A 24992-nucleotide genomic window follows, 5' to 3' on the forward strand; every position below is an offset into this window, starting at 1 on the left:
TTTCCCGTCACACCTTCTGGCGAACCACCGTGGATTGCGCCAGGGCAAGCGCGCCCAGCAGGCCCACCACGGCAAAGACATAAAAGCCCCAGGGATATCCCAGCCCCATGGACACCAGCGTCCCGCCCAGCAGCGGGCCGGTGATGGCGCCGACGCGCCCGACCCCCGCCGCCATGCCAAGCGCCGTCGCCCGCACGCCGGGCGGATAGTTCGACGCGACAAAGGCGTAAACCAGCACCTGTGCCGAGAACACGAAGCAGCCGGTCAGGAACACCATCGGATAGAGCAGCACCGGCCCCATCCGCACCGACAGCAACGCCAGCAGGATGCCCCCAAGCAGGAACCATGCGACGGCGGCGACCTTCAGGCCGATCCTGTCGCCAACCTGGCCCGCGACCAGCAGCCCGGCAATCGCCCCCGCGTTCAGCAGCAGCAGCAGCCACAACCCGCCGGTCAGGCTGTAGCCCGCCGACACCATCAGCTTGGGCAGCCAGGTGTTCAGGCCATAAACCAGCAACAGCCCCATGAACGAGGTCACGCAGATCGCGATCGAATTGCGCAGGAACTGTCCCCGGAACAGGGCCGCGAACGAGGCGCGCTCCTCGGGCACCGGCGTCGCCTCGGGCAGGACCAGGCTATAGCGGGCGGCGATGGCCTCGGCCTCGGCGCGCCGTCCGGTGGCGATCAGGAAGGACGGCGATTCCGGCAGCATCCGCATCATTACGGGCGCCAAGACAAAGCCCGGAATGGCGCCGATCACGAACATGGCCCGCCAGCCCAGGGACGGCAGGATGATCAGGCCTAGAAGCGCGGTCGAGACGGCGCCCACGTGATAGCCCGTCATCACCGTGGTCGAGGCTTTGCCCGCGCGTCCGCTGGAAAATTCCGTCACCATGGCGATGGCAGTGGGCAGGCAGCCGCCCAGGCCAAAGCCCGCCAGGAAGCGGAAGATGCCAAGCTGGACATAGTTCTGCGCGAAACCGCAGGCCAGTGTCAGCAGCGAAAAGACCAGAACGGCAAAGATCATCACCTTGCGCCGGCCCAGCCGGTCGGTCGCGATGCCGATGGACAGCGCGCCCAAGGTCATGCCGACAAGGCTGATCGTGGACACGAATGTCGCCTGCGCAGGCGTCATCCAGGGCACGTCGCCCCCGGTCAGCGTCGGAATCAGGGCGCCCAGGACGACAAGGTCAAAGCCGTCCAGGACAACGGCGATCCAGCAGAGGATCGCGACGGCGCGCGCAGCCGCGCCTTGAGAGGTTGGTGTCAAGTTTGTCTCCTTCCCATGGGGAACGGCGACAGGCTTCCTGACCCGTTGCTGCGGCCATTGGCCGCCCCTCATCCCCCGCATGACAGTATCACGGCCCCGCGATGGAACAATGCGGCACTGTTAGCCCTGCGCATGATATTTGCACCGGGTTCCATATATGGCGGGTTATGGGTCAGGCCGCCTGCGGCATCCGCAGCCCAAGGATGCGGCGCGCCTGTTGCCATGTCGCAATGGGGCGGCCGTGTTTTTCCGCGATCTCGACCGCGCGGCGGACCAGGGCGGCGTTCGACGGCGCCAGCCGGTCGCGGTCCAGGCGCACGTTGTCCTCCAGCCCGGTGCGCGCATGGCCGCCCGCGCCGATGGCCCATTCGTTCAGCACGATCTGGTTCGGCCCGATGCCCGCCGCGCACCAGGGCGCGTCCTCGCCGAACAGGCGATGAACGGTGTGAATGTAGTAATCGAAGACCTCTCGATCGGCGGGCATGGCGTTCTTCACGCCCATCACGAACTGCACATAGGGCCGGTCCTTGATCTGCCCCGCCTTCCACATCTGATGCGCCTTGAGGATGTGGGACAGGTCGAAGGCCTCGATTTCCGGCTTCACGTCATGGACCAGCATCTCGGACGCCAGCCAGTCCACCAGGTCGGGCGGGTTTTCATAAACGCGGGTCGGGAAGTTGTTGGACCCAACCGAAAGGGACGCCATGTCGGGCCGCAGCGGCAGCATCCCGCCCCGCGCCTGCCCCGCCCCCGACCGCCCGCCGGTGGACAGTTGCACGATCAGGCCGGGGCAGTGCCTTTCCAGCCCTTCCTTCAACCGCGCAAAACGGTCGGGATCGCTGGTGGGCTTGCCCTGGTCGTCGCGGACATGGCAGTGGGCGATGGTCGCGCCCGCCTCGAACGCCTCCTGCGTGGATTCGATCTGCTCGGCGATGGTGATCGGCACCGCGGGGTTGTTTTCCTTGGTCGGCAGCGATCCGGTGATCGCCACGCAGATGATGCAGGGATTGGTCATGGGCGGGCCCTTTGGTGGATTGCGCATCCATGATCGGGCAAAAGGCCGGGCTGTTCCAGCCCGGATCCCCCGGCCCGCGCGATCCGGCCAAGTTAACACGATGTTAGGAAAATGCGGGGGGGTTGGTATTTGACGGAACGGGATCCCCCGTCAGTTTCGCCAAAAGTGCCGAGGCGCGTGAATCGCACCGGGGTCCGTGCAGGGGGGAAACGATGAACCTGGACTTTGGGGTCGTCCTGGCCCGATGGCCCGAATTGCTGATGGGACTGGGCGGGACGCTGTTCCTGGCATGGTCTTGGCGCTGGTCATCGGCGTGCTTGACGTGGCGATCCGCCGGTCGAACAGCCGGATGGGGTCTGCCCTGGTCGTGGCCTTCGTGGAACTGATCCGCAACACGCCCTTCTTGGTCCAGATCTTCTTCATCTTCTTCGCCCTGCCGCTTGCGGGCATCCGCCTGAACCCCACCGTCACCGCCATCATCGCCTTGGGCGTGAACGGCGGCGCCTATGCGATCGAGATCATCCGGGGCGGCGTCGAAAGCATCCCGAAGGGCCAGACCGAGGCTGGGCTGGCGCTTGGCCTAAAGCAGGGCGAGATCTTCCGCAGGATCATCCTGAAGCCCGCGCTGCGCGCCGTCTTTCCGTCGCTTGCCAGCCAGTTCATCCTGCTCACGCTGACGACCTCGATCGCCACTTCGATTTCTGCATATGAACTGACCAGCGTGGCGCAGCGCATCGACGGCGACACCTTCCGCAGCTTCGAGGTCTATTTCACCATCACCGCGATGTACCTGGCCTTGTCCTGGTTCATCATGTCCCTGTTCGCGCTGATCTCCCGCGCGGCCTTCACCTATCCCACGCGCTAGACAAGGGACCGGACATGGCGACCATCGACCCCCCCGAACTGCTGTTCCTGCTGCGCGGCCTGGGCTGGACCCTGGCGCTGACCGCCATCGCTTCGTGGGCGGCATCGTCTTCGGCCTGGTCGTGGCCCTGGTCCGCGTCGCCCGCCGCCGGTGGCTGCGCACCATCGCCGCCGCCTGGATCGCCATCTTCCAGGGCACGCCCCTGCTGATGCAGTTGTTCGTCGTCCATTTCGGCCTGCCGCTGCTGGGCATCACCGTTCCCGCCTGGGGCGCCGTCGCCATCGCGCTGACCGCCCATGCCTCGGCCTATCTGGGCGAGATCTGGCGCGGCGCCATCCAGGCCGTGCCGCTGGGGCAAAGCGAACTGACCCGCGCGGGCCAGATCATGTCGAACCAGACCTTCACGCCGCTGATCGTCTCGGCATCGTGGGGGCGCTGTATTTCATGCTGTGCTGGCCCCTGTCGCTGTGGGGCGGACGGATGGAACGCTGCATGGCGCGGGACCGCCGCTGACGATGCGGCCTTCACGGCCCGGCGGCATTACGCTTTAAGACAAGCGGGACCGGCAACCGCCCCGTCAATTCAGGGAGGAAAGTCAATGATCTTGAATCGGTTTACCCAAATCGCCGCTGCTGCGGTTTTGGCCGTGGCCGTGCTGTCGGGCACGCAGGCCGACGCGCGCTCGGTGGAAGAAGCCAAGGCGTCCGGCACCATCCGCATCAGCATCCAGGGCGACAACTGCCCCTGGGGCTGCATCAACTCGGCGGGCCAGGCCGACGGATACGACGCCGACATGGGCCGCGCCTTCGCCAAGTATCTGGGGGTCGAGGCCGAATTCGTGCCGCTGGCCGTCGCCAACCGCATCCCGGCGCTGAACACCGACAAGGTGGACGTGCTGTTCGCGACCATGGCGATGAACCCGGAACGGGCACAGTCGATCCAGTTCTCGATCCCCTATGCCGCAAACCAGTTGTCGGTCGTGGGTCCGAAGGACGCGGATCTCTCCACGCCGGAATCGCTGGCGAATTACCGCATCGGCGTGCCGCGCTCGGCGGCCCAGGACACCGCGCTGACGGCCCTTGCGCCCGAGGGCACAAACATCATGCGCTTCGACGATGACGCGGCGACCATCCAGGCGCTGACGTCGGGCCAGGTCGATGCGGTCGGCGGCAACCAGATCTACATCACCCGGATCAAGGCGGGCGCGCCCGGCAAATACGAAAACAAGATGCCGCTGACCGCGCTTTACAACGGCGTCGGCACTCGCCTGGGCGAGGCTGACTGGAACAGCAGCGTCAACACCTTCCTAGCCGAATTCATGGCGACCGACGAATTCAAGGGCATCTACAACAAGTGGATGAACATGGACCCGCCGCAGATGCCTGCGGAAATGGAAGGCGTGCCCTTCGCCATCGCCCAATGACACCCTGGCCCGGCGGCATCTCCGCCGGGCGCCCCCTGCCCTGGAAGTGAGAACCCATGCCGAAGCTCGTCTATATCCTCAACGGTCCGAACCTGAACCTGCTGGGCAAGCGCCAGCCCCATATCTACGGCTCCGAGACGCTGGCCGACGTAGAGCGCGACTGCGCGGCCCTGGCGGCGGAACTGGGGGTGGAAACGCGCTTCCTGCAATCGAACACCGAAGGCCAGATCATCGACTGGATCCACCAGGCGCGCGAGGACGGCGCGGGCATCGTCATCAACCCCGCCGCCTATACCCACACCTCGGTCGCGATCCTGGACGCGCTCAACGCCTTCGACGGCCCGGTGATCGAGGTCCATATCTCGAACGTCCACAAGCGCGAAAGCTTCCGCCACCATTCCTATGTCAGCCTGCGCGCGGACGGCGTGATCGCGGGCTGCGGGACAGAAGGCTATCGCCTTGCCCTGCGCCGCATCGTGACCCTGACCCGAGATGCTGCGTGACACCCGCATCGCCGTCATGGGCGCGGGCCTGATAGGCAGGCGCCATGCGATGCATGTCGCGGCATCGGCGGACGCGGATCTGGCCTGCGTCATCGATCCCTCGCCCGTGGGTCAGGCCGCCGCCGACGAGTTCGGCGCGCCTTGGGCGGCCTCGCTGGCTGACGCCTCGGCGCATCGCCCGGACGGCGTGATCGTGGCGACGCCCAACCAGATGCACATGCGGAACGGGTTGGAGTGCGTCGCGGCGGGCCTGCCCGCGCTGATGGAAAAGCCCATCTGCGACAGCGTGGCGGATGCCCAACGGCTGGTCGCGGCGGCCGATGCGGCGGGCGCCCCCCTGCTGACCGGACATCACCGCCGGCACAATCCGCTGATGCAGAAGGCCAAGGAGATCATCGACGGCGGCGCCATCGGCACGCCGGTCGCCGCCAATGCGATGTTCTGGATCTGCAAGCCCGACGATTACTTCAACGTGGAATGGCGGCGCGAAAAGGGCGCGGGGCCGGTCTATCTGAACCTGATCCATGACGTGGACACCTGAGCTATCTGCTGGGCGACGTGACCGCCGTCGATGGGCTGCAAGGCTGACGATTACACGGCCTTCCTGCCGCTGGTCTTCCGGCTGCCGAACATCCACGGCGCGCTGATTACCATGCCTCACAAGGTCGCCACCATCGCCCTTGCCGACCGCGTGTCGGTCACGGCGCAAATCGCAGGTGCGGCCAATGCGCTGCGGCTCGGGGAGGATGGTGCGCTGGAGGCCGACATGTTCGACAGCGAAGGTTTCGTTCTGGGTGTGCTGGCCAAGGGCCAGCGGCTGGACGGGATCGGTGCGCTTGTTGTCGAGGCGGGCGGCGTCGGCTCGGCCATTGCCGCCTCGCTGGCCAAGGCCGGGGTCGCGCGGCTTTCCCTTTATGACCCGAACGCCGCATCGGCACAGGCCCTGGCCGACCGACTACTGGCGGCCTACCCGGCCTTGCGGGTGGAAACCGGCAGCAAGGATCCGGCAGGGTTCGAACTGGTCGTGAACGCCTCGCCCTTGGGCATGAACGCGAGCGATCCCCTGCCGATGGACGTGACCCGCATTGACCCGTCCGCCTTCGTGGGCGAGGTGGTGATGAAATCCGAGATGACGCCCTTCCTGGTCGCCGCCGCGGAGCGCGGCTGCCGCTATCAGGTCGGAACCGACATGCTGTTCGAACAGATCCCCGCCTATCTGGAGTTCTTCGGCTTCGGCAAGCCCACGGCTGACGACCTGCGCAGGACTGCCGCGATCAGCTATTAGGAACGTCGCTCCAGTCCTCGCGCGCGACGGCCTGGGCCAGTTCGCGGCGGAAGCGGTCTATGCTGTATTCGGCGAAGCTCGACAACTGCCGCCCCTTGCGGGTCACGGCCCATGCGGTGATCCCCGCGCTTTCCGCAAGCGGTCGGCGGGTCAGGCCGGGCATATAAACCTCGGCCACGGAGAATTCGTCGATGACCGCGACGCCAAGCCCATGACGCACCAGGCTGACGACCGTCTGCGCGAAGCGTCCCCGCATCGTGTAGCGCGGCGTGATCCCGGCATCGCGGAAAGGTTTCGCCAAGGCCGCGCCATAGGGATCGTCGGGATGGACGCCCACGAAATCCTCGGCGGCGAGGTCGTGGACCGAGATCGCGGGCTTGGCTGCCAGCCGGTGCTCATCCGGCACGATGGCAACCAGACGCCCGCGCGCCAGCGGCTCGCAGGACAGCGCGGGGTTGTCCACGGCCGAGGACATGATGACGAACTCGCCCCGGTCCAGCAGCAGGTAGTCGGTCGTCTCTTCGATCTTGAGGATGTTGAGGTCGATGAACAGATCCCGGAACCGCTGCCGCACCTTCCGGATCGCGCGGGCGGCGATGAACTGCGCGATCGACGGGGCCGAGGCGAAGGACAGGCGCACGTCCTCTCCCTTGCGCAACGCCCCCACGGCGCCGTTCAGGTTCTCCATCTGACGGTAAACCTGGTGGATCATCTCGAAGATCGCCTCGGCTTCGGCGGACGGCACGAACAGGCCGCCCTTCCTCTCGAACAGCCGGATCCCCAGGGAACCTTCGGTGTATCTCACCAGCCGCGAAATGCCGGGCGCGCTGACATTGAGCAACTTCGCCGCGCCCTGGATGGTGCCCGCCATCATCACGGCGCGGATCACCTAGACCTGGAGCAGGGTCATCTCTCGCATGGCTACCGCGCGGGCATTCCGGCGGGGCGTTCGGTCCGCTTCTGCGCGGCGATGCGGAAGGGGGCGTTCGGCGCGCCATATCCCTGAAAATTGCCGTTGCGCTGCACGACCTCCAGAAACAGCCCGCCCGGCTGCGCCTCGCTGTAGAACTGGAAGAACTGGCCGCCCGGTTCCTCGTCATACATGATGTTCAGCGCCTGCATCCGCCGCCGCAGCGCCGGCTCGAGACCAAATCGTGCCTCGACATCGTCATAGTAGTTGGCGCCGATCTTGAGGATCGGAAAGCCTCGATCCTGCATGGCGGTGGCCGTGGCAAAGATGTCCTCGGTCCGGAAGGCCAGATGTTGGACCGAGGAGCCAAACGTGTCCTCGATGAAGCGCCCCGCCAGGGTGCGACGCGACTCCGCGCCATTCAAGGTGACCCGCAAGGCCCCTGCCCGGATCGCCTGGCTGCGAACCAGCCCATCCGGATCCGCCACGTCCACCATCGGCGATTTCTCGGCATCGAAGATGGAGGTGTAGAACAGCGACCAGCTGAGCATCTCGTCATAGGCCATGGTCTGGGCGATGTGATCGACGGCCACCAGTCCCGCGCCCGCATGGGCAGGCTGATCGACGGCGAAGTCCACATCCCACAGGCTGGCCGCGCCCGCCTGCAGAAAGCGCAGCGCGCTGCCGCCCACGCCGCGGATGCCGGGGATCGGCAATTCGCCCGGACCATGGGTGTCGGCATGGGCAGGCGCATCCCGCATCGCCGCCCGCGTGACCGCGCCCTGCGGGTCGGCAACGGTCAGCCCGACCTCGGACACGCCGGTCCCGTGGCTGAGCCAGGCGGCATGGGCATAGCCGGTGGCTTCGGTGTTCACCAGCAGGTTCGCGCCGCCCTGCCGCTACAGGCGCACGCTTTTGGTCCGATGCCGGCCCGCCGGTTCAAAGCCTGCCGAGGCGAGGAAGCCTTCAAGCGCGGGTGCATCGTCGGGACTGGTGGCGAATTCGACGAACTCCACCCCCTCGACCTTCACGGGTCCGGGAATGACGGGCAGGCCGGTGGCCAGTTGCGGCTCGGCCCGGTGCACGGCGTCCATCAGATGCACCAATGATCGGTGCCCGTCCTGCGCCACCAGCCGGGGCATCCCGCGCCGGAACTGGTCGTTGAAGATCTCCAGGCTGACCGGGCCGGTGTAACCCGCCGCCATGACGGCGCACATGAAGCCGGTCACGTCGAGATCGCCTTCGCCCGGCATGTTGCGGAAATGGCGCGACCAGTAGAGCAGGTCCATCTCGATCGCGGGGGCGTCGGCAAGCTGGACAAAGAAGATCCGGTCGCCGGGGATGCGCCGGATCGTGTCGGGGTCGATGCGGCGGGCCAGGGTGTGAAAGCTGTCAAGGATCAGGCCGATATTCGGATGATCGGCGCGCCGCACGATTTCCCAGGCATCGCTGTGATCGTTGACATGGCGGCTCCAGCACAGCGCCTCGTAGCCCACGCGGATGCCGCGCAGCGCGGCAATCTCGCCCAGTTCCGCGAAGTCGTCGGCGGCGCGGCCGATGCCGCCCATGGCCGCCGGATGGACGGACGAACAGACCAGCACCAGGTCGGTGCCCAGTTCGGCCATCAGGTCGAACTTGCGTTCGGCGCGCGCAAAGGCGCGGCTGCGCAGGGGTTCGGGCAGGCCCTCGAAGTCGCGGAAGGGCTGGAACAGCGCGATCTCCAGCCCGTGGTCGCGGACCATACGGGTGTGTAATCAGATGCGACGAAATCCTGCTCGAAGATCTCGATGGCGTCGAAGCGGGCGGCCTGCGCGGCGGCCAGCTTTTCGGCGAACTTGCCCGGCAGGGATACAGTGGCGATGCAGGATTTCATGGCGATCCCCCTGGGCAGGTTGCACCCATAATGCCCGCGCAAGGATGACAGGCAAGAGCCGATCCTGCCGCCTTGATAACCCGATGTTAATCCAGCCCCGGCAGGCCGAGCGACAATTGCTGCTCTCCTGCCTCATCCTCGGACCCCAGGGACGACAGGGTGACGCCCAGCAGCCGCACGCCCTTTTCCACCGGGAACAAGGGCTGCAACAGGCCAACCGCAATCGCCTGCAGATCGCCCGCGCCCTGGATCGGGCCGGTCAGGGTCCGGCTGCGGGTGATCTGCTGGAAGTCGGCATACTTGACCTTCAGCGTCACGGTGCGGCCGGTCAGGTGCTTGCCTTCGCAATGGCGCCAGACCTTTTCCGCAAGGGGGATGATTTCCTGCCGCGCCTGGTCGAAATCGAAGATGTCGGCGGCAAAGGTGTCCTCGGCCCCCACCGACTTGCGGATCCGGTGCGGCTCGACCGGGCGGTGGTCGATCCCGCGAGAGATGCGGTAATACCAGTCCCCCGCCTTGCCGAAATGCTGGCGCAGGTCATCCAGGGATCGGGCCCGCAGGTCGGCCCCGGTGACGATGCCCAGCCGTTCCATCCTGGCCGCCGTGGCGGGGCCGATGCCGTGGAACTTCTTGACCGGCAGTTCAGCCACGAAGGCAGGCCCCCGCGCGGGCGTGATGACCGCCTGCCCGTTCGGCTTGTTCAGGTCGCTGGCCAGTTTCGCCAGGAACTTGTTGTAGGAAATCCCGGCCGAGGCGTTCAGCCCCGTCACCTGCCGGATCCGGTCGCGGATCATCAGCGCGATGGTTGTGGCGATGGGGATGTCCTGCTTGTTCCGGGTCACGTCCAGATAGGCCTCGTCCAGCGACAAGGGTTCGATCAGGTCGGTATGTTCGGCAAAGACCTCTCGGATCTGCTGGGATACGGCGCGATACACGTCGAACCGGGGCTTGACGAAGATCAGGTCGGGACAGCGCCGTCTGGCCGTGACCGAGGGCATGGCGGACCTGACGCCGAAGACCCGCGCCTCATAACTCGCGGCGGCGACCACGCCGCGCGCGGCGGACCCCCCGACCGCGACAGGTTTGCCGCGCAGGTCGGGATTGTCGCGCTGTTCGACCGAGGCATAGAAGGCATCCATGTCCACATGGATGACCTTGCGCAGGGCCGCCCCTTCCGCGCCGCCATCGCCGTTCTGTCCATCCGCCATGTCGGGCACCCCGTCCTGCATGTCGCCAGCCTGGACCGAACCCTAGCCGAAAGCGCAGGGGAAACAAAGACGGAACATCGCCAGGGGCACCGCGCCATCCTGCCCGCGACTTCGGCCGTAAAACAAATGTTTGCGCGCGCCTTCCGCCTGCAACCACTCGCCCCGATCTTTGTTTCACCCCGGACGGCGAAGGAGCATCCCATGAGCTTTGGCACCCAGCCTGAAGGAGACAAGGTCAAGGACGGGCTGATCTATGGCCCGCCCGGCGACAGGACCGTCCATCTGTGCATCGACATGCAGCGCATGTTCGACAAGGGCTCGCCCTGGGCGGTCGAATGGCTGCGCCGCGTGCTGCCGCAGGTCTGCCAGGTGGTCGAACGCTTTCCCGCCCGGACGATCTTCACCCGCTTCATCACGCCCGAGACGCTGGACGACGCCCCCGGCAACTGGCGCCATTATTATCAGAAATGGCCGCAGATGCTGCGGCGCAACATCGACCCAGACTGGGAACGGCTTTTGCCGGAACTGGAACTGCACCTGCCGACCGCCCGGATCTTCGACAAGCCGGTCTATTCGCCCTGGATGGACGGGCGGCTGCACCGGATGCTGCAAGAGGAGGGGATCGACACGCTGATCATGACCGGAGGCGAGACGGATGTCTGCCTGCTGGCCGCCGTGATGGGGGCGGTCGATCTGGGATACCGCGTCATCATCGTGTCGGACGCGCTGTGTTCATCGACCGATGAAACCCACGACGCCACGATGGAGGTCTATGCCAACCGCTTCGGCCAGCAGATCGAGATGATCGAGACGGAGAAACTGCTGGCAGCCCTGGTCCAGGGCTGACCCAGCTTCGTGATTGCGCCGCCCCGTATCTGGCGAAGGCCATCGCCTTCGCCGCGATGAGATTGCCACGAAAGCCGCCGGGCCCCAAGGCCCGGCCAGCGCCCGCCCCGCCCTCGGCGGGCGCTTCACGCCCACCGGGTCGGGCGCTGGCCTCTCGTGGGCTTGGGCGGGACCGTTTCTGATGGCACCCGGTCACGCGGGCGGGGAAACGCAGTGCGTTTCCTGATCCGCCCGTTCATGAACGCGGACTGAACTGCATTCCATATCTGATGAACAGCGATCCGCTTCAAGGCTGCCCGCATTCAAACCGCTCGGCCAGTTCGCGGAACACCTGGGCGATGGCCAGTTCGACCTCCAGCCCCTCGACCATCACGGCGCCGGGATCCTCCTGGCCGTCATGCAGCACCTGGCGTTCCGCCAGCCAGTCGCACAAGGCCTGTCGGCCTTCCGCATCCAGAAGGCCGGGCAACGCGTCGATCAGCTTGCCATAGGCGATCAGCCGGGCATCGCCGGTATCCGGCATGGCCTCAGTACCCGCCCGGCGGGTCGCTGGCCGGAAAGGATTCGTCCGACGCCTCGTCCACCATGTCCCAGTGGCGCGGGGGGGCGGACATTTCCTTGCGTCCGGCGGGCCGGACATAGGTGTGGTCGGTTTCATGGCTGCGGCTGGCTGCCTTTGCGATTGCGCCCGCCACCAGCAGAAAACCGCCCGCTGCGATCAGAATATCGGAATTTCGCATCGTGATGCCCTTTTCTGGTCCTGACCCTCAACGACGCGGCCATGCCTGTTGTTCCGGCACCGGCGGCGCGCGTTTCGGATTGATAAACAGCAAGGTGGAAACCCATCGGCGTCGGGACGGTTCTGAGGACATCCCGCCCCATTCACCGGGCGGCATCATCATCAAGAAGCGAGGCCGCAGATGCGCGACTATCCCAAGCCCCCGTTCCCCAAGCAGCAGCAGGATCTGCCCGGCAGCTTCCAGAAGATGGACCCCAAGCCCGACCATGGCGAGGAAAGCTGGCGCGGCGCGAACCGGCTGGAAGGGATGAAGGCCATCATCACCGGCGGCGACAGCGGCATCGGCCGCGCGGTGGCCATCGCCTATGCGCGTGAAGGGGCGGACGTGGCCATCGCCTATCTGGACGAAAGCGACGACGCGCAATCCACGGCGCAACTGGTCCGCGATGCCGGGCGCGAATGCCTGACCTTCGCGGGCGACATCTCGGATCCCCAACACTGCCGCAAGATCATCGCCGACACGGTCGCCAAGTTCGGCCGGATCGACATTCTGGTCAACAACGCCGCCCACCAGCAGACCTTCGACAAGATCGAGGACATCCCCGACGAGGAATGGCAATACACCTTTGCCACCAACATCCACGCGATGTTCTACCTGACCAAGGCCGCCGTGCCGCATATGAAGCCCGGATCCGCGATCATCAACACGGCCTCGATCAACGCCGACAATCCCAGCCCGAACCTGCTGGCCTATGCGACGACCAAGGGCGCCATCCAGAACTTCACCATGGGCCTTGCGCAGCTTCTGGCCGAACGCGGCATCCGCGCCAATGCGGTGGCCCCCGGCCCCGTCTGGACGCCGCTGATTCCCGCCAGCATGGATGCCGAGAAGGTGTCCAAGTTCGGCGAGAACTATCCGATGAAGCGCCCCGCCCAGCCAGTCGAGCTTGCCTCGGCCTATGTGATGCTGGCGGAACCGATGTCCTCCTATGTCTCGGGGGCGACGATTGCCGTCACCGGCGGCAAGCCGATGATCTGACGGACGGTAGGCGAATGACGCAGAACTGGGGCGGGCAGTGGTCCGCCGATGGCTGGACGGCGCGCATCTGGGCGCCGGATGCAAGGCATGTCGGGCTGCTGCTGCGCGGGCAGCCCCATGCCATGACGCGCCAGGACGACGGGTTCTGGTCGGTCACGGTGGCGGCTCGGCCGGGCGACGCCTATCTGTTCCGCGTTGACGGGCAGGACATGCCCGACCCCGCCAGCCGCCTGCAATCGGGCGATGTCCATGCGCCGTCCCTTGTGACGGGGCCTGCGGGTGACGCGTGGCAAACCTCGTGGCAAGGCCGGCACTGGGCCGAGGCCGTAATCTATGAACTGCACATCGGCACCTTCACGCCCGAAGGCACCTTGGCAGCGGCCACGGAAAAGCTGGCCGGACTGGCGGCCCTGGGCATCACCGCCATCGAACTGATGCCGGTCGGGCAATGGCAGGGCGGCCGGGGCTGGGGCTATGACGGCGTGCTGCCTTATGCGCTGCATCCGGCCTATGGCAGCCCTGGCGACCTGCGCCGGTTCGTCGATCACGCCCATTCGCTGGGGCTGATGGTCATCCTGGATCTGGTGATGAACCATTTTGGCCCGGAAGGCGCCTATATCCATCACGCCGCGCCCCGGTTCTTCGACGAAAGCCGCCATACCCCCTGGGGCGCGGCCATCGACTTTTCGCAACCGGCGGTGCGCGAGTTCTGGATCCAGTGCGCGGAATACTGGATCGGGGAATACCGGCTGGACGGGCTGCGGCTGGATGCGGTCCACCAGATCAGCGGGCCGGGCGCGGATGACTTCATGCGGCAATTCGCGCAGCGCGTCCGCGCGGTCGATCCCGCGCGCCCCATCCACCTGATCGTCGAGGACGAGCGGAACGAGCCGCATCTGCGCGAAGCGGGCTTCGATGCAAGCTGGAACGATGACTTCCACCACGCGATCCATTGCGCGTTGACGGGCGAGTCCGACAGCTATTACGCCAACTTCTCGCATGACCCCATCGGCGACCTGTGCCTTGCGCTTCAGCGCGGGCATGTCGAGGAAGGCCAGCCGCGCCCCGGCGGCGACGCGCCGCGCGGGGAACCTTGCGGCCACTTGCCGCCCACCGCCTTCGTCAACGCGACCCAGACCCATGACCAGGTCGGCAACCGCGCACGCGGCGAACGGCTGCTGTCCCTGGCCGATCCCGAAGGCCTCCGCCTGGCCTATGCCCTGCTGCTGGTCGCGCCCTATATCCCGATGATCTTCATGGGCGAGGAACGCGGCGCTACGACCCCCTTCCTGTTCTTCGCCGATTTCACCGGCGATCTGGCCGAGGCCATCCGCAAGGGCCGCGCCACCGAATTCGCGGGCATCGCCAGCCTGGGGGCCGAGGTTCCAGACCCGCTGTCCATCGACACCTTCCAGCGGTCCAGGCTGGCGTGGGGTGATGCCAATGCCCGCGACTGGCTGGACCTGACGCGCCGCGCCCTGGCCTTTCGCGCGGCCCAGGTCGTGCCCCTGCTGAAAAGCGGGCGCAGCGCCCCGGCCGAGGTGACCCGCCACGGAACGGCGTCGCTGTCGGCCAGATGGCATTTCCACGGCGGAACGCTGGACCTGTGGCTTACGCTGGGGCAGGTTGAACCGGATCTGAAACCGCCGCAGGATGCGGCATTCTCTGTGGGCCGCTTTGGCCTTGATCCCTTTGCCCTTTGCGTGACCACAAGGCCCAGATGACCCCTCATATCCCTTTGGCGACCTATCGAATCCAGCTTCGCGACGGCGTGGATTTCGCGCGTGTCAGCAGCCTGCTGCCCTATCTGAAGACGCTTGGCGTCTCGCATCTCTACCTGTCGCCGATCTTCATGGCGGGGGCGGGTTCGACCCATGGCTATGACATCACCGACCCCACCCGGATCGACCCGGCGCTTGGCGGACGGGAAGGATTCGAGGCCCTGGCGCGCGCCGCGCAGGCGCAGGGCCTGGGCATCATCCTGGACATCGTGCCGAACCACACGGCCTTCACGCTGGAAAATCCCTGGCTGCTGGACGTGCTGAAGCATGGCCAGGACAGCCGCCATGCCCGCCATTTCGACATCGACTGGGACGCTGGCCCGCTTGTCCTGCCCTTCCTACCCGAGCCTTTCGAAAAGATGCTGTCCGAAGGTTCCTTCAGCGCATCGGACGGGGCTTGGCGGTTCGGCGACGTGTCCGTGCCGCTGGCTGACGGCAGCCCCGCAACGGACGACCTGCGCGTCCTGCATGATGCGCAGCATTGGCGGCTGGTCCATTTCGACATGGAGCGCGACGGGATCACCCACCGGCGCTTCTTCAACGTCACCAGCCTGATCGGCATGCGGGTCGAGGACCGGCAGGTGTTCGAGGACACGCACAGCCTGATCTTCGATCTGGTCCGCTCAGACCTGGTCCAAGGCCTTCGGGTCGATCACATCGACGGCCTGGCCGATCCCCGGACCTATCTGCAATGGCTGCATCAGGCGCTGCCGGACACCCCTGTCTGGGTGGAAAAGATCCTGGTGGGCGATGAAACTCTGCCCCCCGAATGGGAAACCGTCGGCACCACCGGATACGAGGCCGCGCGCCTGATCGCCCGGCTGCTGACCGACCCGGCGGGGATCGGAACGCTGGACGCGATGTGGCGGCAGGCGACCGGCATCGACACGGATTTCCGGGCCGAGCTGCGCCAGGCCAAGCTGGACGTGCTGGACAACGAACTGGCCGCCGAACGGCGGCAGTTGCGCGACATGGCCGCCGCCGCCACAAGGGGATCGCCGGTGGCCGAGCCGGGACCGGAGTCGCTGCGCGAGGCGATCACCGCGCTGCTGGTCGCCATGCCGCGATACCGCAGCTATGTCACCGACACCGCCCGCCCCGAGGACCGCGCGTTGCTGCGCGCCGTGGCGGATGACGCCGCCGAAGGGCTGCGCAGCCGGGCGGTCGTGGATCTGCTGACCGACGTGATGCTGGACCCACGGACGGACGAGGCGCGCACCCTGGCCCGCCGCTTCCAGCAGGTTTCGGGCGCGCTGCTGGCCAAGGCGCAAGAGGACACGGCGGGCTTCCGCTGGACCCGCTACTTGCCCGCGAACGAGGTCGGCGCCGAACCCGACGAACCCAGCGTGACGGCGGTTGAGGCCAACGCCTTCCTGGCCCATCGCCGTCCGTCGGACATGACGCTGGTCTCCACCCACGACACCAAGCGGTCGGGCGATTCCCGGATGCGGCTGGTCGCGATCAGCCATCTGCCCCAGGCCTTCAAGGCGCTTTACGACGCGGCGGGCGCCCTGCCCTCGGCCGAAGGGGTCGAGCCGCGATGGCGGTGGTATGTCGTGCAATCGGCTCTGGCGATCTGGACCGGCGACGGGGATGGCAGCGCGGACCGGCTGAACCGCCACATCGAAAAGGCTATGCGCGAAGCCAAGCTGACCAGCTTCTGGTCGAACCCTGATGAGGCCGCCGAAGCCGCCGCCCAGGCCTTTGCCGGGGATCTGCTGGATGCCTGGGGACGCGACCCCGACCCGGCCCTGCAATCCCTGCTGGACCGGGGCGAGGCCCTGGCCTTCATGCAGCTTGCGCTCCAGATGCTGATGCCCGGTTTTCCCGACATCTATCGCGGCGATGAAGGCGGGCTGCTGGCGCTGACCGACCCGGACAACCGCCTGCCCGTGGACTGGGACGCGCTGTCGGCCCGGCCCGATCCCGACGCAAAGCTGCACTGGACGCAGGCGCTGCTTTCCCTGCGCCGGAAGCACGCCGATTTCCTGCAAGGGGCGGAGGCGCGGATCAGCATCGGCGAAAACGGCATCCGGCTTGTCCGCATCCAGGGCGACCGGCAGCTTGTGGCCGCGTTCTCAGTCCGTCCCGCCGCGCCGCGTGAGGAAAGTTTGTCGCGTGCCTTCGCGGACGGCAGCCAAGTGCAGGTCACGCTCAACCCGATCAAGATACGGGGTAATTTTTGATGATCACAGGAACAATCTGACCCTGCGTCAGTTGCTGGGACGGTGCGGCCACACGCCGCCCATGCTTCCCTTGAGAAGGATCACCCCGGTGACAGACCAGCAGCCCTCGTTATCCAGATTGACCGAACCCCATCACGGCACCGCCGCCATCCTGCTGGCGGGCGGCAAGGGCACCCGGCTGCACGATCTGACCGCCACCGAAAGCAAGCCCGCCGTGCCCTTCGCGGGGCGGAACCGGATCGTCGATTTCGCCATGGCCAATGTCGTCCGCGCGGGCCTGGACAAGCTGCTGGTGGCCACGCAGTTCGCCCCCGCCACGTTGCATCACCACCTGCCCGCCCGCTGGGGCCGGCATTTCGCATCCGGCACCATGCTGCTGCGCGACGGGCGCGACCGTTACCTGGGCACCGCCGACGCCGTGCGCCAGAACTGGCGCCAGATCCGCGACTGGGGGGTGGACCAGGTGCTGGTGCTGGCGGCGGACCATGTCTATGACATGGATTACGACGCGCTGATCGCGGCGCATCGCGCATCCGGCGCGGGTGTCACGGTGGCCGTGGACGTGGTGCCGCTGGCCCAGGCCAGCAGCTTCGGCGTGATGCATACCGACGACAGCGGCCGCATCCTGTCCTTCCTGGAAAAGCCCGCCAATCCGCCCGCCATTCCGGGTGAGCCTGATCGCGCCATGGTGTCGATGGGCATCTATGTCTTCGACGCCGCCTGGCTGCAGCAGGCCTTGTTCGGCCCCGGCATCGAAGCGCTCGATTTCGGGCACGAGGTCATTCCCGCCGCCGTAGCCCAGGGCCTTGCCATGGCCTATCGGCTGACGGAAGGCCCCTCGGGGCTGCCTTACTGGCGCGACGTAGGCACGCTGGACGCCCTGCGCCAGGCGCATATGGACTTCGTGGCGGCCCAGCCTGCCCGGCTTCCGCGCCTTTCGCCCGCGTCGGAATGGTATCTGGCGCGGGGCAGCGTGATGATGCCGGGCGCGATGGTGCCGCCCTCGGCCCGGCTGACCTGCACGATCGTCGCGCCGGGCACGCGCATCCCGCACGGGCTGGTGGTGGGCGAGGATCCGCAGGAAGACGCCCGCTGGTTCCGCTGCGAAGGGCAGACCGTTCTGGTCAACCAAGCCATGCTGGACCGGCGCGAGGCGATGCGCGTCCCGGCCCACCTGCCCAAGTGCGCGGCGGGCGCCCCGCGGCCCCGCCATTTCGTCTGAAACGGATCTGGAATGTACGACATCAAGCAAGCCCCGGCCTTCGACCGCAGCGTCACGCGCCCCGACATCCTGGGCGCGGAATACCTGGGCGAAGGCACGAATTTCGCGCTGTTTTCCAACCACGCCACGCGGGTCGAGCTGTGCCTGTTCGACGAAACCGGTCAGCAGGAACTGCACCGCCTGGACCTGCCGGACATGGAGGGCGGGATCTGGTTCGGCTATCTGCCGGGCATCGGCCCGGGACAGGTCTATGGCTATCGCGTCCACGGGCCTTATGAGCCCGAACAGGGCCACCGCTTCAATCCCAACAAGCTGCTGCTGGACCCTTACGCCCGCGAATTGCGCGGGCAGATCCGGTGGGACGACGCGCTGCATGGCTATGAAATCGGCAAGGACGATCTCAGCTTCGACACGCGCGACAGCGCCCCCTTCATGCCCAAGGCGGTGGTGGTCGATGCCAAGTTCGACTGGGACACCGACCGCGCCATCCGCACGCCCTGGCAGAACAGCGTCATCTATGAAGCGCATGTGAAGGGCCTGACGCAGATGCATCCCGGCGTCCCGGAAGGAGAGCGCGGCACCTTCGCGGCCCTTGGCAGCGACGCGGTGATCGAGCACCTGCACAAGACGGGCGTGACCGCGATCGAATTGCTGCCAATCCATGCCTTCGCCAACGACCGCTTCCTGGTGGAACGGGGGCTGTCGAACTATTGGGGCTATTCCACCCTGTCCTTCTTCGCCCCCCACGCCCCCTATCTGAAATCGGGCCAGATCCGCGAGGTGAAGGAGGCAATCCGCAGGCTGCACAAGGCGGGGATCGAGGTGATCCTGGATGTGGTCTACAACCACACCGCCGAGGGCAACGAACTGGGGCAGACGCTGTCGCTTCGCGGCATCGACAACTCGTCCTACTACCTGCTGTCGCCCGACAATCCCCGGCACGGTTTCGATACCACCGGCACCGGCAACACGCTGAACGTGGCCCATCCCATGGTGCTGCGCATGGTCATGGACTCCTTGCGCTATTGGGTCGAGGCGATGCATGTGGACGGCTTTCGCTTCGACCTGGCCTCGACCCTGGGACGCGAGCCGCAGGGGTTCGAACGGGACGGGTCGTTCTTCAACGCCATCCGCCAGGATCCCGTGCTGTCCAGCGCCAAGCTGATCGCCGAGCCCTGGGACATCGGCGAGGGCGGCTATCAGGTGGGCGGCTATCGCTGGCCCTTCCGCGAATGGAACGACAAGTTCCGCGACGACACCCGCGCCTTCTGGCGCCGCGATCCGGGGCTGGTGCCGGCCATGTCGGAACGCCTTGCCGGATCGCCGGTGCAGTTCAACCACAGCCACCGCCCCGCGACCTCCAGCGTGAACTTCGTAGCGGCCCATGACGGCTTCACCCTGTGGGACACGGTCAGCTTCAACGACAAGCACAACGACGCCAACGGCGAGGAAAACCGCGACGGCCACGACCACAACCTGTCCGACAACCTTGGGGCCGAGGGCGCGACCGACGATCCGGGCATCATCGCCGCGCGCATCCGTCGCGCCCGCGCCATGCTGGCCACCGTGCTGCTGAGCCAGGGCGTGCCGATGATCCTGGCGGGCGACGAATTCGGCAACAGCCAGGACGGCAACAACAACGCCTATTGCCAGGACAACGCGATCAGCTGGCTGGAATGGGACAAGGGGCGCGACGAACTGCTGTCGGCCGTGCAGGCGCTGACCGCCTTCCGGCGGGACATGTCTCTGTCCCAGTCCCGCTTCGGCGCGGCGCCGGAGGATGCGCAGGACCGGCAACCCGCCATCGAATGGCTGCACCCGCGCGGCGGCGCGATGGAGGAAGGCGACTGGCAGGACGGCGAGCTGCGGTGCTTTGGCCTGCAGCAGGTCTTGCCTGAAGGCGCGAATGTGTTGATCCTGGTCAATGCGGGCGAGGATGCGGAATTCGCCTTGCCCGAGGGCGAGTGGGTGCTGCGCATCGACACCTCGGAAGACGAGGTCGCGCAGGACCGTCCCGTCAGCGGCACCGTGCCGGTGCCGTGGCAGACCGTCATGGCGCTTGTACGTTGATGGCAAACCAAAGGAGGAAGACCATGGATCAGGACCACCAGGAGCGGATCAGGCAACGCGCCCACGAGATCTGGGAAAGCGAAGGCCGTCCCGAAGGACGCGATGCCGACCATTGGACCCGTGCCGAGGCGGAATTGAGGAACGAGATGGGCGACCAGCAGCCCGGCGAAGGGGCCGAACCCAAGCCGGCCCGGACGACCCGCGCCAAATCCGCCAAGTCGCCCAAGACCACCAAGGCCGCCAGCCCGGCGGACCCGGACAAACCCAAGCGGACCCGCAAGAGCGCCATGTCCAACGAAGCGCCTGACGATCCGCAAGCCGAATCCACGCCTTACCTGAACGACGGTCCCTGAAGGCGGGGCCTTCCCCAAAAGACCGGAACTTTCCGCCCGGAGTCGGTGGGGTAAAACCCCACTCTACAGGCTGACAGTGCCGGATCGCCGGGCAGGGAAACGCGGACCGTGCGTTCGCCCCTACCCTTCAGCCGCTGCTCCTTGGCCCCCAGCGGACGGGCGGCAGGAGGGAAATCCTCCGACAAAATGGGCGGCGTGTCATTCGGCCGCGCGCGCCTTTTCCAGTTCGGGCAGGAAGCGGTTGGTGTAATCCTCGCGCACCAGGGGGCCCGCGAAACGGTAAAGGATCGTGCCCTCGCCATCGACGATGAAGGTTTCCGGCGGGGCGGTCACGCCCCAGTCGATGGCGCCGCGCCCCTTGGGGTCGGTGGCCAGCGCCGCATAGGGGTCGCCGTCCTGATCCAGGAAGGCCAGGGCATTCGCCTCCACGTCGCGCAGATCGACGCCATAGACGGGCATCTGCTTGGCCAGTTCCGTCAAGGTCGGATGTTCGGCCCGGCAGGGCGGGCACCAGCTTGCCCAGAAGTTCACCAGCTTGACGCCGGGCTGGCGCAGCATCTCGTCGGTCAGTTGCACCTTGCCGGGCAGCGTGGTCTGCGGGACAGTGGGCGTCTGCCGCCCCACCATGGCGGATGGCAGCGTGTTCGGATCGTCCCGCTCCATCCCCCACAGGAACATGCCCGCCAATGCGGCAAAGGCCAGCGGCGGCAGCGCGACAAGAGGCGAAATCCTAGCCATGGTTTTCCTGCTTTTCCAGATCGCGCCGGGCGCGGGCATTCGCGGCCAGCGTCTGCCAGATCAGCCCGCCCAGCAGCGCCAGCGACACCCCATAGGCACCCAGCACGGCGGTTGCGTATTTCCCAAGCTCGATCATGCGCGCATCTCCCTGGCTTGCAGGGCGGCAAGGCGGCGCCTGCGGATTTCCGTCCGGGTGCGGATCAGCATCAGCGACAGGAACAACAGCCCGAAGCCCAGCATGGTCAGGTAAAGGGGATAGCGGTAAACCGCGCTCATCCTTTCGCCCGATTGCACCGACAGGCTGGCGCCCTGGTGCAGCCCCTGGTTCCAGAAGAACACGGCATAGCGCGACAGCAACGCAAAGACCGAACCCACAAGGCACAAGACGCCGGTCAGGTCGGCGGCGCTGTCGGGATCGTCAACCGCCGACCACAGCGCCATGTAGCCGATATAGAACAGCAGCAGGACCAGGAAGCTGGTCAGGCGCGGATCCCATTCCCACCAGGTGCCCCACATGGGCTGGCCCCAGACCGCGCCGGTGATCAGCCCGATCACCGTCATCACCGCGCCGATGGGCGCGGCGGCCTTGGCGGCAAGCGCGCTGACATGGTGGCGGCGGATCAGCCAGATCAACGAAGCAACCAGCATCATCACCCAGATGTTGATCGCCATCATCGCGGCGGGCACGTGCAGGAAGACGATCTTGACCGTCGACCCCTGCCGGTAATCGTCAGGCGTCAGGAACCCCCAGACAAGGCCCGTGACCGTGCAGGCCACGGCCCCCGCCACGACCCATGGCAGGACGGCGCCGGATGTGCGCATGAACTTGACGGGGTTGGCGTATTCCCAGATCGACATGGCTTCTTCCCTAGCGGGGCCCCGCGCGCGGCTCAAGCCCGCTTCACCGCAGATTGACCCGCAACGCGGCGGCTGCGGCGAAAGGTACCAGGGCCAGCACCCCCGCCGTGATGCCCGCCAGGAACAGCAGCGGCGTTCCCGTATCGCCGCCCTCCTGCCCGCGCCGGATCATCTCGGTCCCGAAGATCAGCGTCGGGATATAGAGCGGCAGCACCAGCAGCGACAGAAGCAGCCCCCCCCGGCGCAGGCCCACGGTGACGGCGGCTCCGAAGGCGCCCAGCATCGACAGCGCGGGCGTGCCCAGCAGCAGGGATGCCAGCAGCGCCGGGAGGGCGGCGGGCGGCAGGTGCAAAAGGATGCCGAACAGCGGCGCGGCGACGATCAGCGGCAGGCCGGTGGTGATCCAGTGGGCAAGCGCCTTGACCGCAACCGCCCCCTCCAGCGGCAGGGGCGAGGTCGCCAGCAGGTCAAGGCTGCCGTCCTCATGGTCCAGCGCGAAGATGCGGTCCAGCGACAACAGGCAGGCCAGCAGCGCGCCCAGCCACAGGATGCCCGACGCGATGGGCTGCAAGGCGGCGGTGTCGGGGCCCACACCGAAAGGGACAAGCGCGCAGAGGATCAGGAAGAAGGCCACGCCCAGGCCGAAGCCTCCGCCCGCGCGGATGGCAAGGGTCAGGTCGCGTTTCAGCAGGGACAGCATGGCCAGGCCCTGAAACTGCGCTCGGAACGCTCGCCCCTGTTTCGCCCGACGGGCACCGTCGCGTAGCGTCCCACCCCCTCCCCGGGCGGGCGCTTCGCACCCACCCGCGGCCGGGCACCGCCCTCTGACCCTGCCTCCGTCCCGTTCACGCAAAAGCCTCGTTGAAGCCTGCTGGTCGCGCGGCAGGCGTGGCCTGGGCCTTGAAGGGCGTCAGGTCAAGCACCCGCGCGTCCAGACCCAGGTCGATATGCGTGGCGATCAGCGCGGCCCCGCCCCGCGCCAGATGCGCCCGCACCATGTCGGCGAAGCGCGCCACGGATGCCGCGTCAAGGGACACCGTCGGCTCATCCAGCACCCACAGGGGACGGCGCGAGACCACCAGACGCGCAAGGCCAAGGCGCCGTTTTTGCCCTGCGGACAGCGCGGCGGCGGGGCGGTCGGCAAGCACGGCAAGGTCCATCGCCGCCAAGGCGCCCGCCACATCGCCGCCGCCAAAGACCTGCGCCCAGAAGCGCAGGTTCTCGGCCACGGTCAGCGCGCCTTTCAGCCCGTCGGCATGGGCGGCATAGGCCACCGCATCCTCGGGCATCTCGATCCGGCCCGTGACCGGCGGCTGCAGGCCCGCGACCGTGCGCAAGAGCGTCGTCTTGCCGATGCCGTTCGGGCCGCGCAGGATCAGCGCCTGCCCGGCGTCCAGGGTGAAGGACACCCCCTCGACCGTCCGCAGACCGCCGCGCGCGACGGCAAGGTCACGGATGGCAAGCAGGCTCACAGGGGCAGAAGCGCGCAGGCGACGCGCCGCCCCTCGGACACCGTGACGTTATAGGTCCGCGCCGCCGTGGGCGAGGCCATGGATTCGACCGCCACGCCCCCCTCGCGCAATGCGGCGACCAGATCGGCGGGGGCATGGGCGGGATCGGCACCCATGCCGATGAACAGCACATCCACCTGCCCGGCAAGGGCCAGCAGGGGCGCGCGGTCGTCCAACCCGCCCCAAGCCGCACCGCCCGCAGCCGTCACCAGCACCGCGCCCTGGATGACCTGCCCGCCGACCCGGAAGAAGCCGGGGCCATAGCCATCGACCGCCACGGCTCCGCCGAACTGGGTGGGTGTCAGCTTCATCAGGGGCGTTCCGCGTTTTCAAAGGGCGAGGCCGCCAGCTTCGGATCCTTCTTCGACCAGTCGCGCTTCACGCCCAGCCACAGCACGATGTTCTTGGCGACATAAATCGTGGAATAGCAGCCGACGACCACCCCGAACAGCATCGCGATCACGAAGTCGCGGATCACGTCGCCGCCAAAGATCAGCATCGCGCCCAAGGCGATGGCGGTCGTCACGGCGGTCATGATGGTGCGCGACAGCGTTTCGTTGGTGGTGAGGTTCATCAGGTCCAGCAGCGGCCGCGTCTTGTACTTCATCAGGTTTTCGCGCAGCCGGTCAAAGACCACGACCGTGTCGTTGCAGGAAAAGCCCAGCGTCGTCAGCAGCGCCGCGATGGTCGTCAGGTCGAACTTCATCTGGAACAGCGAGAACAGCCCGACCGTCAGCAGCACGTCATGGATCAGCGCCACCACGCAGCCGATGGCGAACTGCCATTCGAAGCGCAGCCAGATATAGGCCATGATCCCCAGGCAGGCCGCCCCCACGGCATAGAAGGCCGTCTGGATCAGTTCGGCCGACACCTTCGGCCCCACCGATTCGACCGATGCGAAGGTGATCTGCGGATCGACCTCGTGCAGCGCGGCCTCGATCTGGTTCAACTGCTCGGGGCTGACCGATCCGGTCTCGTCTGTGGTGCCGATGCGGATCATGGCGACGTGGCGGTCGGCGCCGAAGCTCGGGTCGAAAACCTCGGTGATGGCCAGGTCGCTGAAGCCCAGGTCGTCCAGGGCCTCGCGGTAATCGCCGACCTCGAAGGCGGTCGGGCTTTCGGTGCGGATGGTGGTGCCGCCCTTGAAGTCGATGCCGAAGTTCAGGCCCATGGTGAAGATCAGGACGACCGAGATCACCATCGCCAGCATGGACAGCCCGAAGGTCAGCCACTGCCAGCGGAAGAAGTCGATGCGGGTGTTGTCGGGGACGAGTTTCAGACGGAATGCCATATACGG

General features: G+C 66.8%; 25 protein-coding genes and 2 pseudogenes. 13 read left to right on the forward strand and 14 right to left on the reverse strand.

Going from position 1 to position 24992, the window contains the following annotated elements; genetic code table 11:
• Positions 1-7 precede the first annotated feature (7 nt).
• Both AAIL68_RS05505 and AAIL68_RS05510 read right to left on the reverse strand, forming a co-directional pair.
• Positions 8-1270: an aromatic acid/H+ symport family MFS transporter gene (locus AAIL68_RS05505; RefSeq protein WP_347138580.1), complete on the reverse strand. Its 1263-nt coding sequence runs from the start codon at positions 1268-1270 to the stop codon at positions 8-10.
• A gap of 172 nt (positions 1271-1442) precedes the next feature.
• Positions 1443-2285: a 3-keto-5-aminohexanoate cleavage protein gene (locus tag AAIL68_RS05510; protein ID WP_347138581.1), complete on the reverse strand. Its 843-nt coding sequence runs from the start codon at positions 2283-2285 to the stop codon at positions 1443-1445.
• 289 nt (positions 2286-2574) lie between these two features.
• Here AAIL68_RS05510 and AAIL68_RS05515 point away from each other — a divergent pair, with 289 nt between their 5' ends.
• The 6 genes and pseudogenes from AAIL68_RS05515 (at position 2575) to AAIL68_RS05540 (ending at position 6361) form a co-directional block, all read left to right on the forward strand.
• Positions 2575-3150, forward strand: a complete 576-nt coding sequence (locus tag AAIL68_RS05515) for an amino acid ABC transporter permease (RefSeq protein WP_347138582.1) — start codon at positions 2575-2577, stop codon at positions 3148-3150.
• A 14-nt stretch (positions 3151-3164) separates the two neighbouring features.
• Positions 3165-3663 (forward strand): annotated as a pseudogene (locus AAIL68_RS05520) (ABC transporter permease subunit).
• Complete coding sequence (locus AAIL68_RS05525) at positions 3590-4573, forward strand: transporter substrate-binding domain-containing protein (RefSeq protein WP_347138677.1); 984 nt, start codon at positions 3590-3592, stop codon at positions 4571-4573. The pseudogene AAIL68_RS05520 and the gene AAIL68_RS05525 overlap by 74 nt, the downstream one beginning before the upstream one ends.
• Positions 4574-4629: 56 nt before the next feature.
• The gene (gene aroQ, locus AAIL68_RS05530; protein WP_347138584.1) at positions 4630-5076 is read left to right on the forward strand and encodes a type II 3-dehydroquinate dehydratase; all 447 of its coding nucleotides are present in this window, start codon (positions 4630-4632) and stop codon (positions 5074-5076) included.
• Entirely contained in the window at positions 5066-5617 is a 552-nt protein-coding gene (locus AAIL68_RS05535) for a Gfo/Idh/MocA family oxidoreductase (RefSeq protein WP_347138585.1), read from the forward strand. Before aroQ ends, AAIL68_RS05535 begins: the two co-directional genes overlap by 11 nt.
• 30 nt (positions 5618-5647) lie before the next feature.
• Positions 5648-6361, forward strand: a complete 714-nt coding sequence (locus tag AAIL68_RS05540) for a shikimate dehydrogenase (protein WP_347138586.1) — start codon at positions 5648-5650, stop codon at positions 6359-6361.
• Here AAIL68_RS05540 and AAIL68_RS05545 read toward each other — a convergent pair.
• From AAIL68_RS05545 to dinB, 3 genes and pseudogenes are all read right to left on the reverse strand, one after another.
• On the reverse strand, positions 6351-7250 hold the full coding sequence (locus tag AAIL68_RS05545; protein ID WP_347138588.1) for a LysR family transcriptional regulator: 900 nt from the start codon (positions 7248-7250) through the stop codon (positions 6351-6353). The genes AAIL68_RS05540 and AAIL68_RS05545 overlap by 11 nt on opposite strands.
• A 32-nt stretch (positions 7251-7282) precedes the next feature.
• A pseudogene (locus tag AAIL68_RS05550) lies at positions 7283-9144 on the reverse strand (TIM barrel protein).
• 86 nt (positions 9145-9230) lie between these two features.
• Entirely contained in the window at positions 9231-10373 is a 1143-nt protein-coding gene (dinB, locus tag AAIL68_RS05555) for a DNA polymerase IV (protein WP_347138589.1), read from the reverse strand.
• A 180-nt stretch (positions 10374-10553) separates the two neighbouring features.
• On the opposite strand from dinB, the gene AAIL68_RS05560 reads away from it, so the two are divergent.
• Positions 10554-11198, forward strand: a complete 645-nt coding sequence (locus tag AAIL68_RS05560; protein WP_347138590.1) for an isochorismatase family cysteine hydrolase — start codon at positions 10554-10556, stop codon at positions 11196-11198.
• Between the two features lie 286 nt (positions 11199-11484).
• On the opposite strand, the gene AAIL68_RS05565 is transcribed toward AAIL68_RS05560, so the two are convergent.
• Positions 11485-11721 carry a hypothetical protein gene (locus AAIL68_RS05565; RefSeq protein WP_347138592.1) on the reverse strand — a complete coding sequence of 79 codons (237 nt, stop codon included), beginning with the start codon at positions 11719-11721 and terminating at the stop codon, positions 11485-11487.
• A 4-nt stretch (positions 11722-11725) separates the two neighbouring features.
• On the reverse strand, positions 11726-11938 hold the full coding sequence (locus AAIL68_RS05570; protein WP_347138593.1) for a hypothetical protein: 213 nt from the start codon (positions 11936-11938) through the stop codon (positions 11726-11728).
• Between the two features lie 180 nt (positions 11939-12118).
• Between AAIL68_RS05570 and AAIL68_RS05575 the strand changes: the two genes are divergently transcribed.
• The 6 genes from AAIL68_RS05575 (at position 12119) to AAIL68_RS05600 (ending at position 20588) form a co-directional block, all read left to right on the forward strand.
• A complete protein-coding gene (locus AAIL68_RS05575) occupies positions 12119-12976 on the forward strand; it encodes an SDR family oxidoreductase (protein WP_347138594.1) in 858 nt (285 codons plus the stop codon).
• 14 nt (positions 12977-12990) lie between these two features.
• Entirely contained in the window at positions 12991-14700 is a 1710-nt protein-coding gene (gene treZ, locus AAIL68_RS05580) for a malto-oligosyltrehalose trehalohydrolase (protein ID WP_347138595.1), read from the forward strand.
• A complete protein-coding gene (treY, locus tag AAIL68_RS05585; protein WP_347138596.1) occupies positions 14697-16943 on the forward strand; it encodes a malto-oligosyltrehalose synthase in 2247 nt (748 codons plus the stop codon). Before treZ ends, treY begins: the two co-directional genes overlap by 4 nt.
• A gap of 88 nt (positions 16944-17031) precedes the next feature.
• The gene (locus AAIL68_RS05590; RefSeq protein WP_347138597.1) at positions 17032-18165 is read left to right on the forward strand and encodes a sugar phosphate nucleotidyltransferase; all 1134 of its coding nucleotides are present in this window, start codon (positions 17032-17034) and stop codon (positions 18163-18165) included.
• Between the two features lie 12 nt (positions 18166-18177).
• Positions 18178-20235 carry a glycogen debranching protein GlgX gene (gene glgX / locus AAIL68_RS05595; protein WP_347138598.1) on the forward strand — a complete coding sequence of 686 codons (2058 nt, stop codon included), beginning with the start codon at positions 18178-18180 and terminating at the stop codon, positions 20233-20235.
• Between the two features lie 23 nt (positions 20236-20258).
• Positions 20259-20588: a DUF2934 domain-containing protein gene (locus AAIL68_RS05600; protein WP_347138599.1), complete on the forward strand. Its 330-nt coding sequence runs from the start codon at positions 20259-20261 to the stop codon at positions 20586-20588.
• A gap of 198 nt (positions 20589-20786) precedes the next feature.
• Here the strand turns inward: AAIL68_RS05600 and AAIL68_RS05605 are convergent, their stop codons facing one another.
• The 7 genes from AAIL68_RS05605 to secF all read right to left on the reverse strand — a co-directional run bounded on the left by AAIL68_RS05605 (position 20787) and on the right by secF (position 24986).
• Positions 20787-21326: a DsbE family thiol:disulfide interchange protein gene (locus tag AAIL68_RS05605; protein WP_347138600.1), complete on the reverse strand. Its 540-nt coding sequence runs from the start codon at positions 21324-21326 to the stop codon at positions 20787-20789.
• A complete protein-coding gene (ccmD, locus tag AAIL68_RS05610) occupies positions 21319-21462 on the reverse strand; it encodes a heme exporter protein CcmD (protein ID WP_347138601.1) in 144 nt (47 codons plus the stop codon). The genes AAIL68_RS05605 and ccmD overlap by 8 nt, the downstream gene beginning before the upstream one ends.
• Positions 21459-22184: a heme ABC transporter permease CcmC gene (ccmC, locus tag AAIL68_RS05615; RefSeq protein WP_347138602.1), complete on the reverse strand. Its 726-nt coding sequence runs from the start codon at positions 22182-22184 to the stop codon at positions 21459-21461. Before ccmC ends, ccmD begins: the two co-directional genes overlap by 4 nt.
• Positions 22185-22227: 43 nt before the next feature.
• On the reverse strand, positions 22228-22884 hold the full coding sequence (gene ccmB / locus AAIL68_RS05620; protein WP_347138603.1) for a heme exporter protein CcmB: 657 nt from the start codon (positions 22882-22884) through the stop codon (positions 22228-22230).
• A 145-nt stretch (positions 22885-23029) separates the two neighbouring features.
• The gene (gene ccmA, locus AAIL68_RS05625; protein ID WP_347138604.1) at positions 23030-23656 is read right to left on the reverse strand and encodes a heme ABC exporter ATP-binding protein CcmA; all 627 of its coding nucleotides are present in this window, start codon (positions 23654-23656) and stop codon (positions 23030-23032) included.
• Positions 23653-24006 carry an Mth938-like domain-containing protein gene (locus tag AAIL68_RS05630; RefSeq protein WP_347138606.1) on the reverse strand — a complete coding sequence of 118 codons (354 nt, stop codon included), beginning with the start codon at positions 24004-24006 and terminating at the stop codon, positions 23653-23655. Before AAIL68_RS05630 ends, ccmA begins: the two co-directional genes overlap by 4 nt.
• Positions 24006-24986 carry a protein translocase subunit SecF gene (gene secF, locus AAIL68_RS05635; RefSeq protein WP_347138607.1) on the reverse strand — a complete coding sequence of 327 codons (981 nt, stop codon included), beginning with the start codon at positions 24984-24986 and terminating at the stop codon, positions 24006-24008. Before secF ends, AAIL68_RS05630 begins: the two co-directional genes overlap by 1 nt.
• Between the last annotated feature and the right edge of the window lie 6 nt (positions 24987-24992).

The organism is Paracoccus sp. SSK6 (genome assembly GCF_039770665.1).
Lineage (GTDB): Bacteria > Pseudomonadota > Alphaproteobacteria > Rhodobacterales > Rhodobacteraceae > Paracoccus.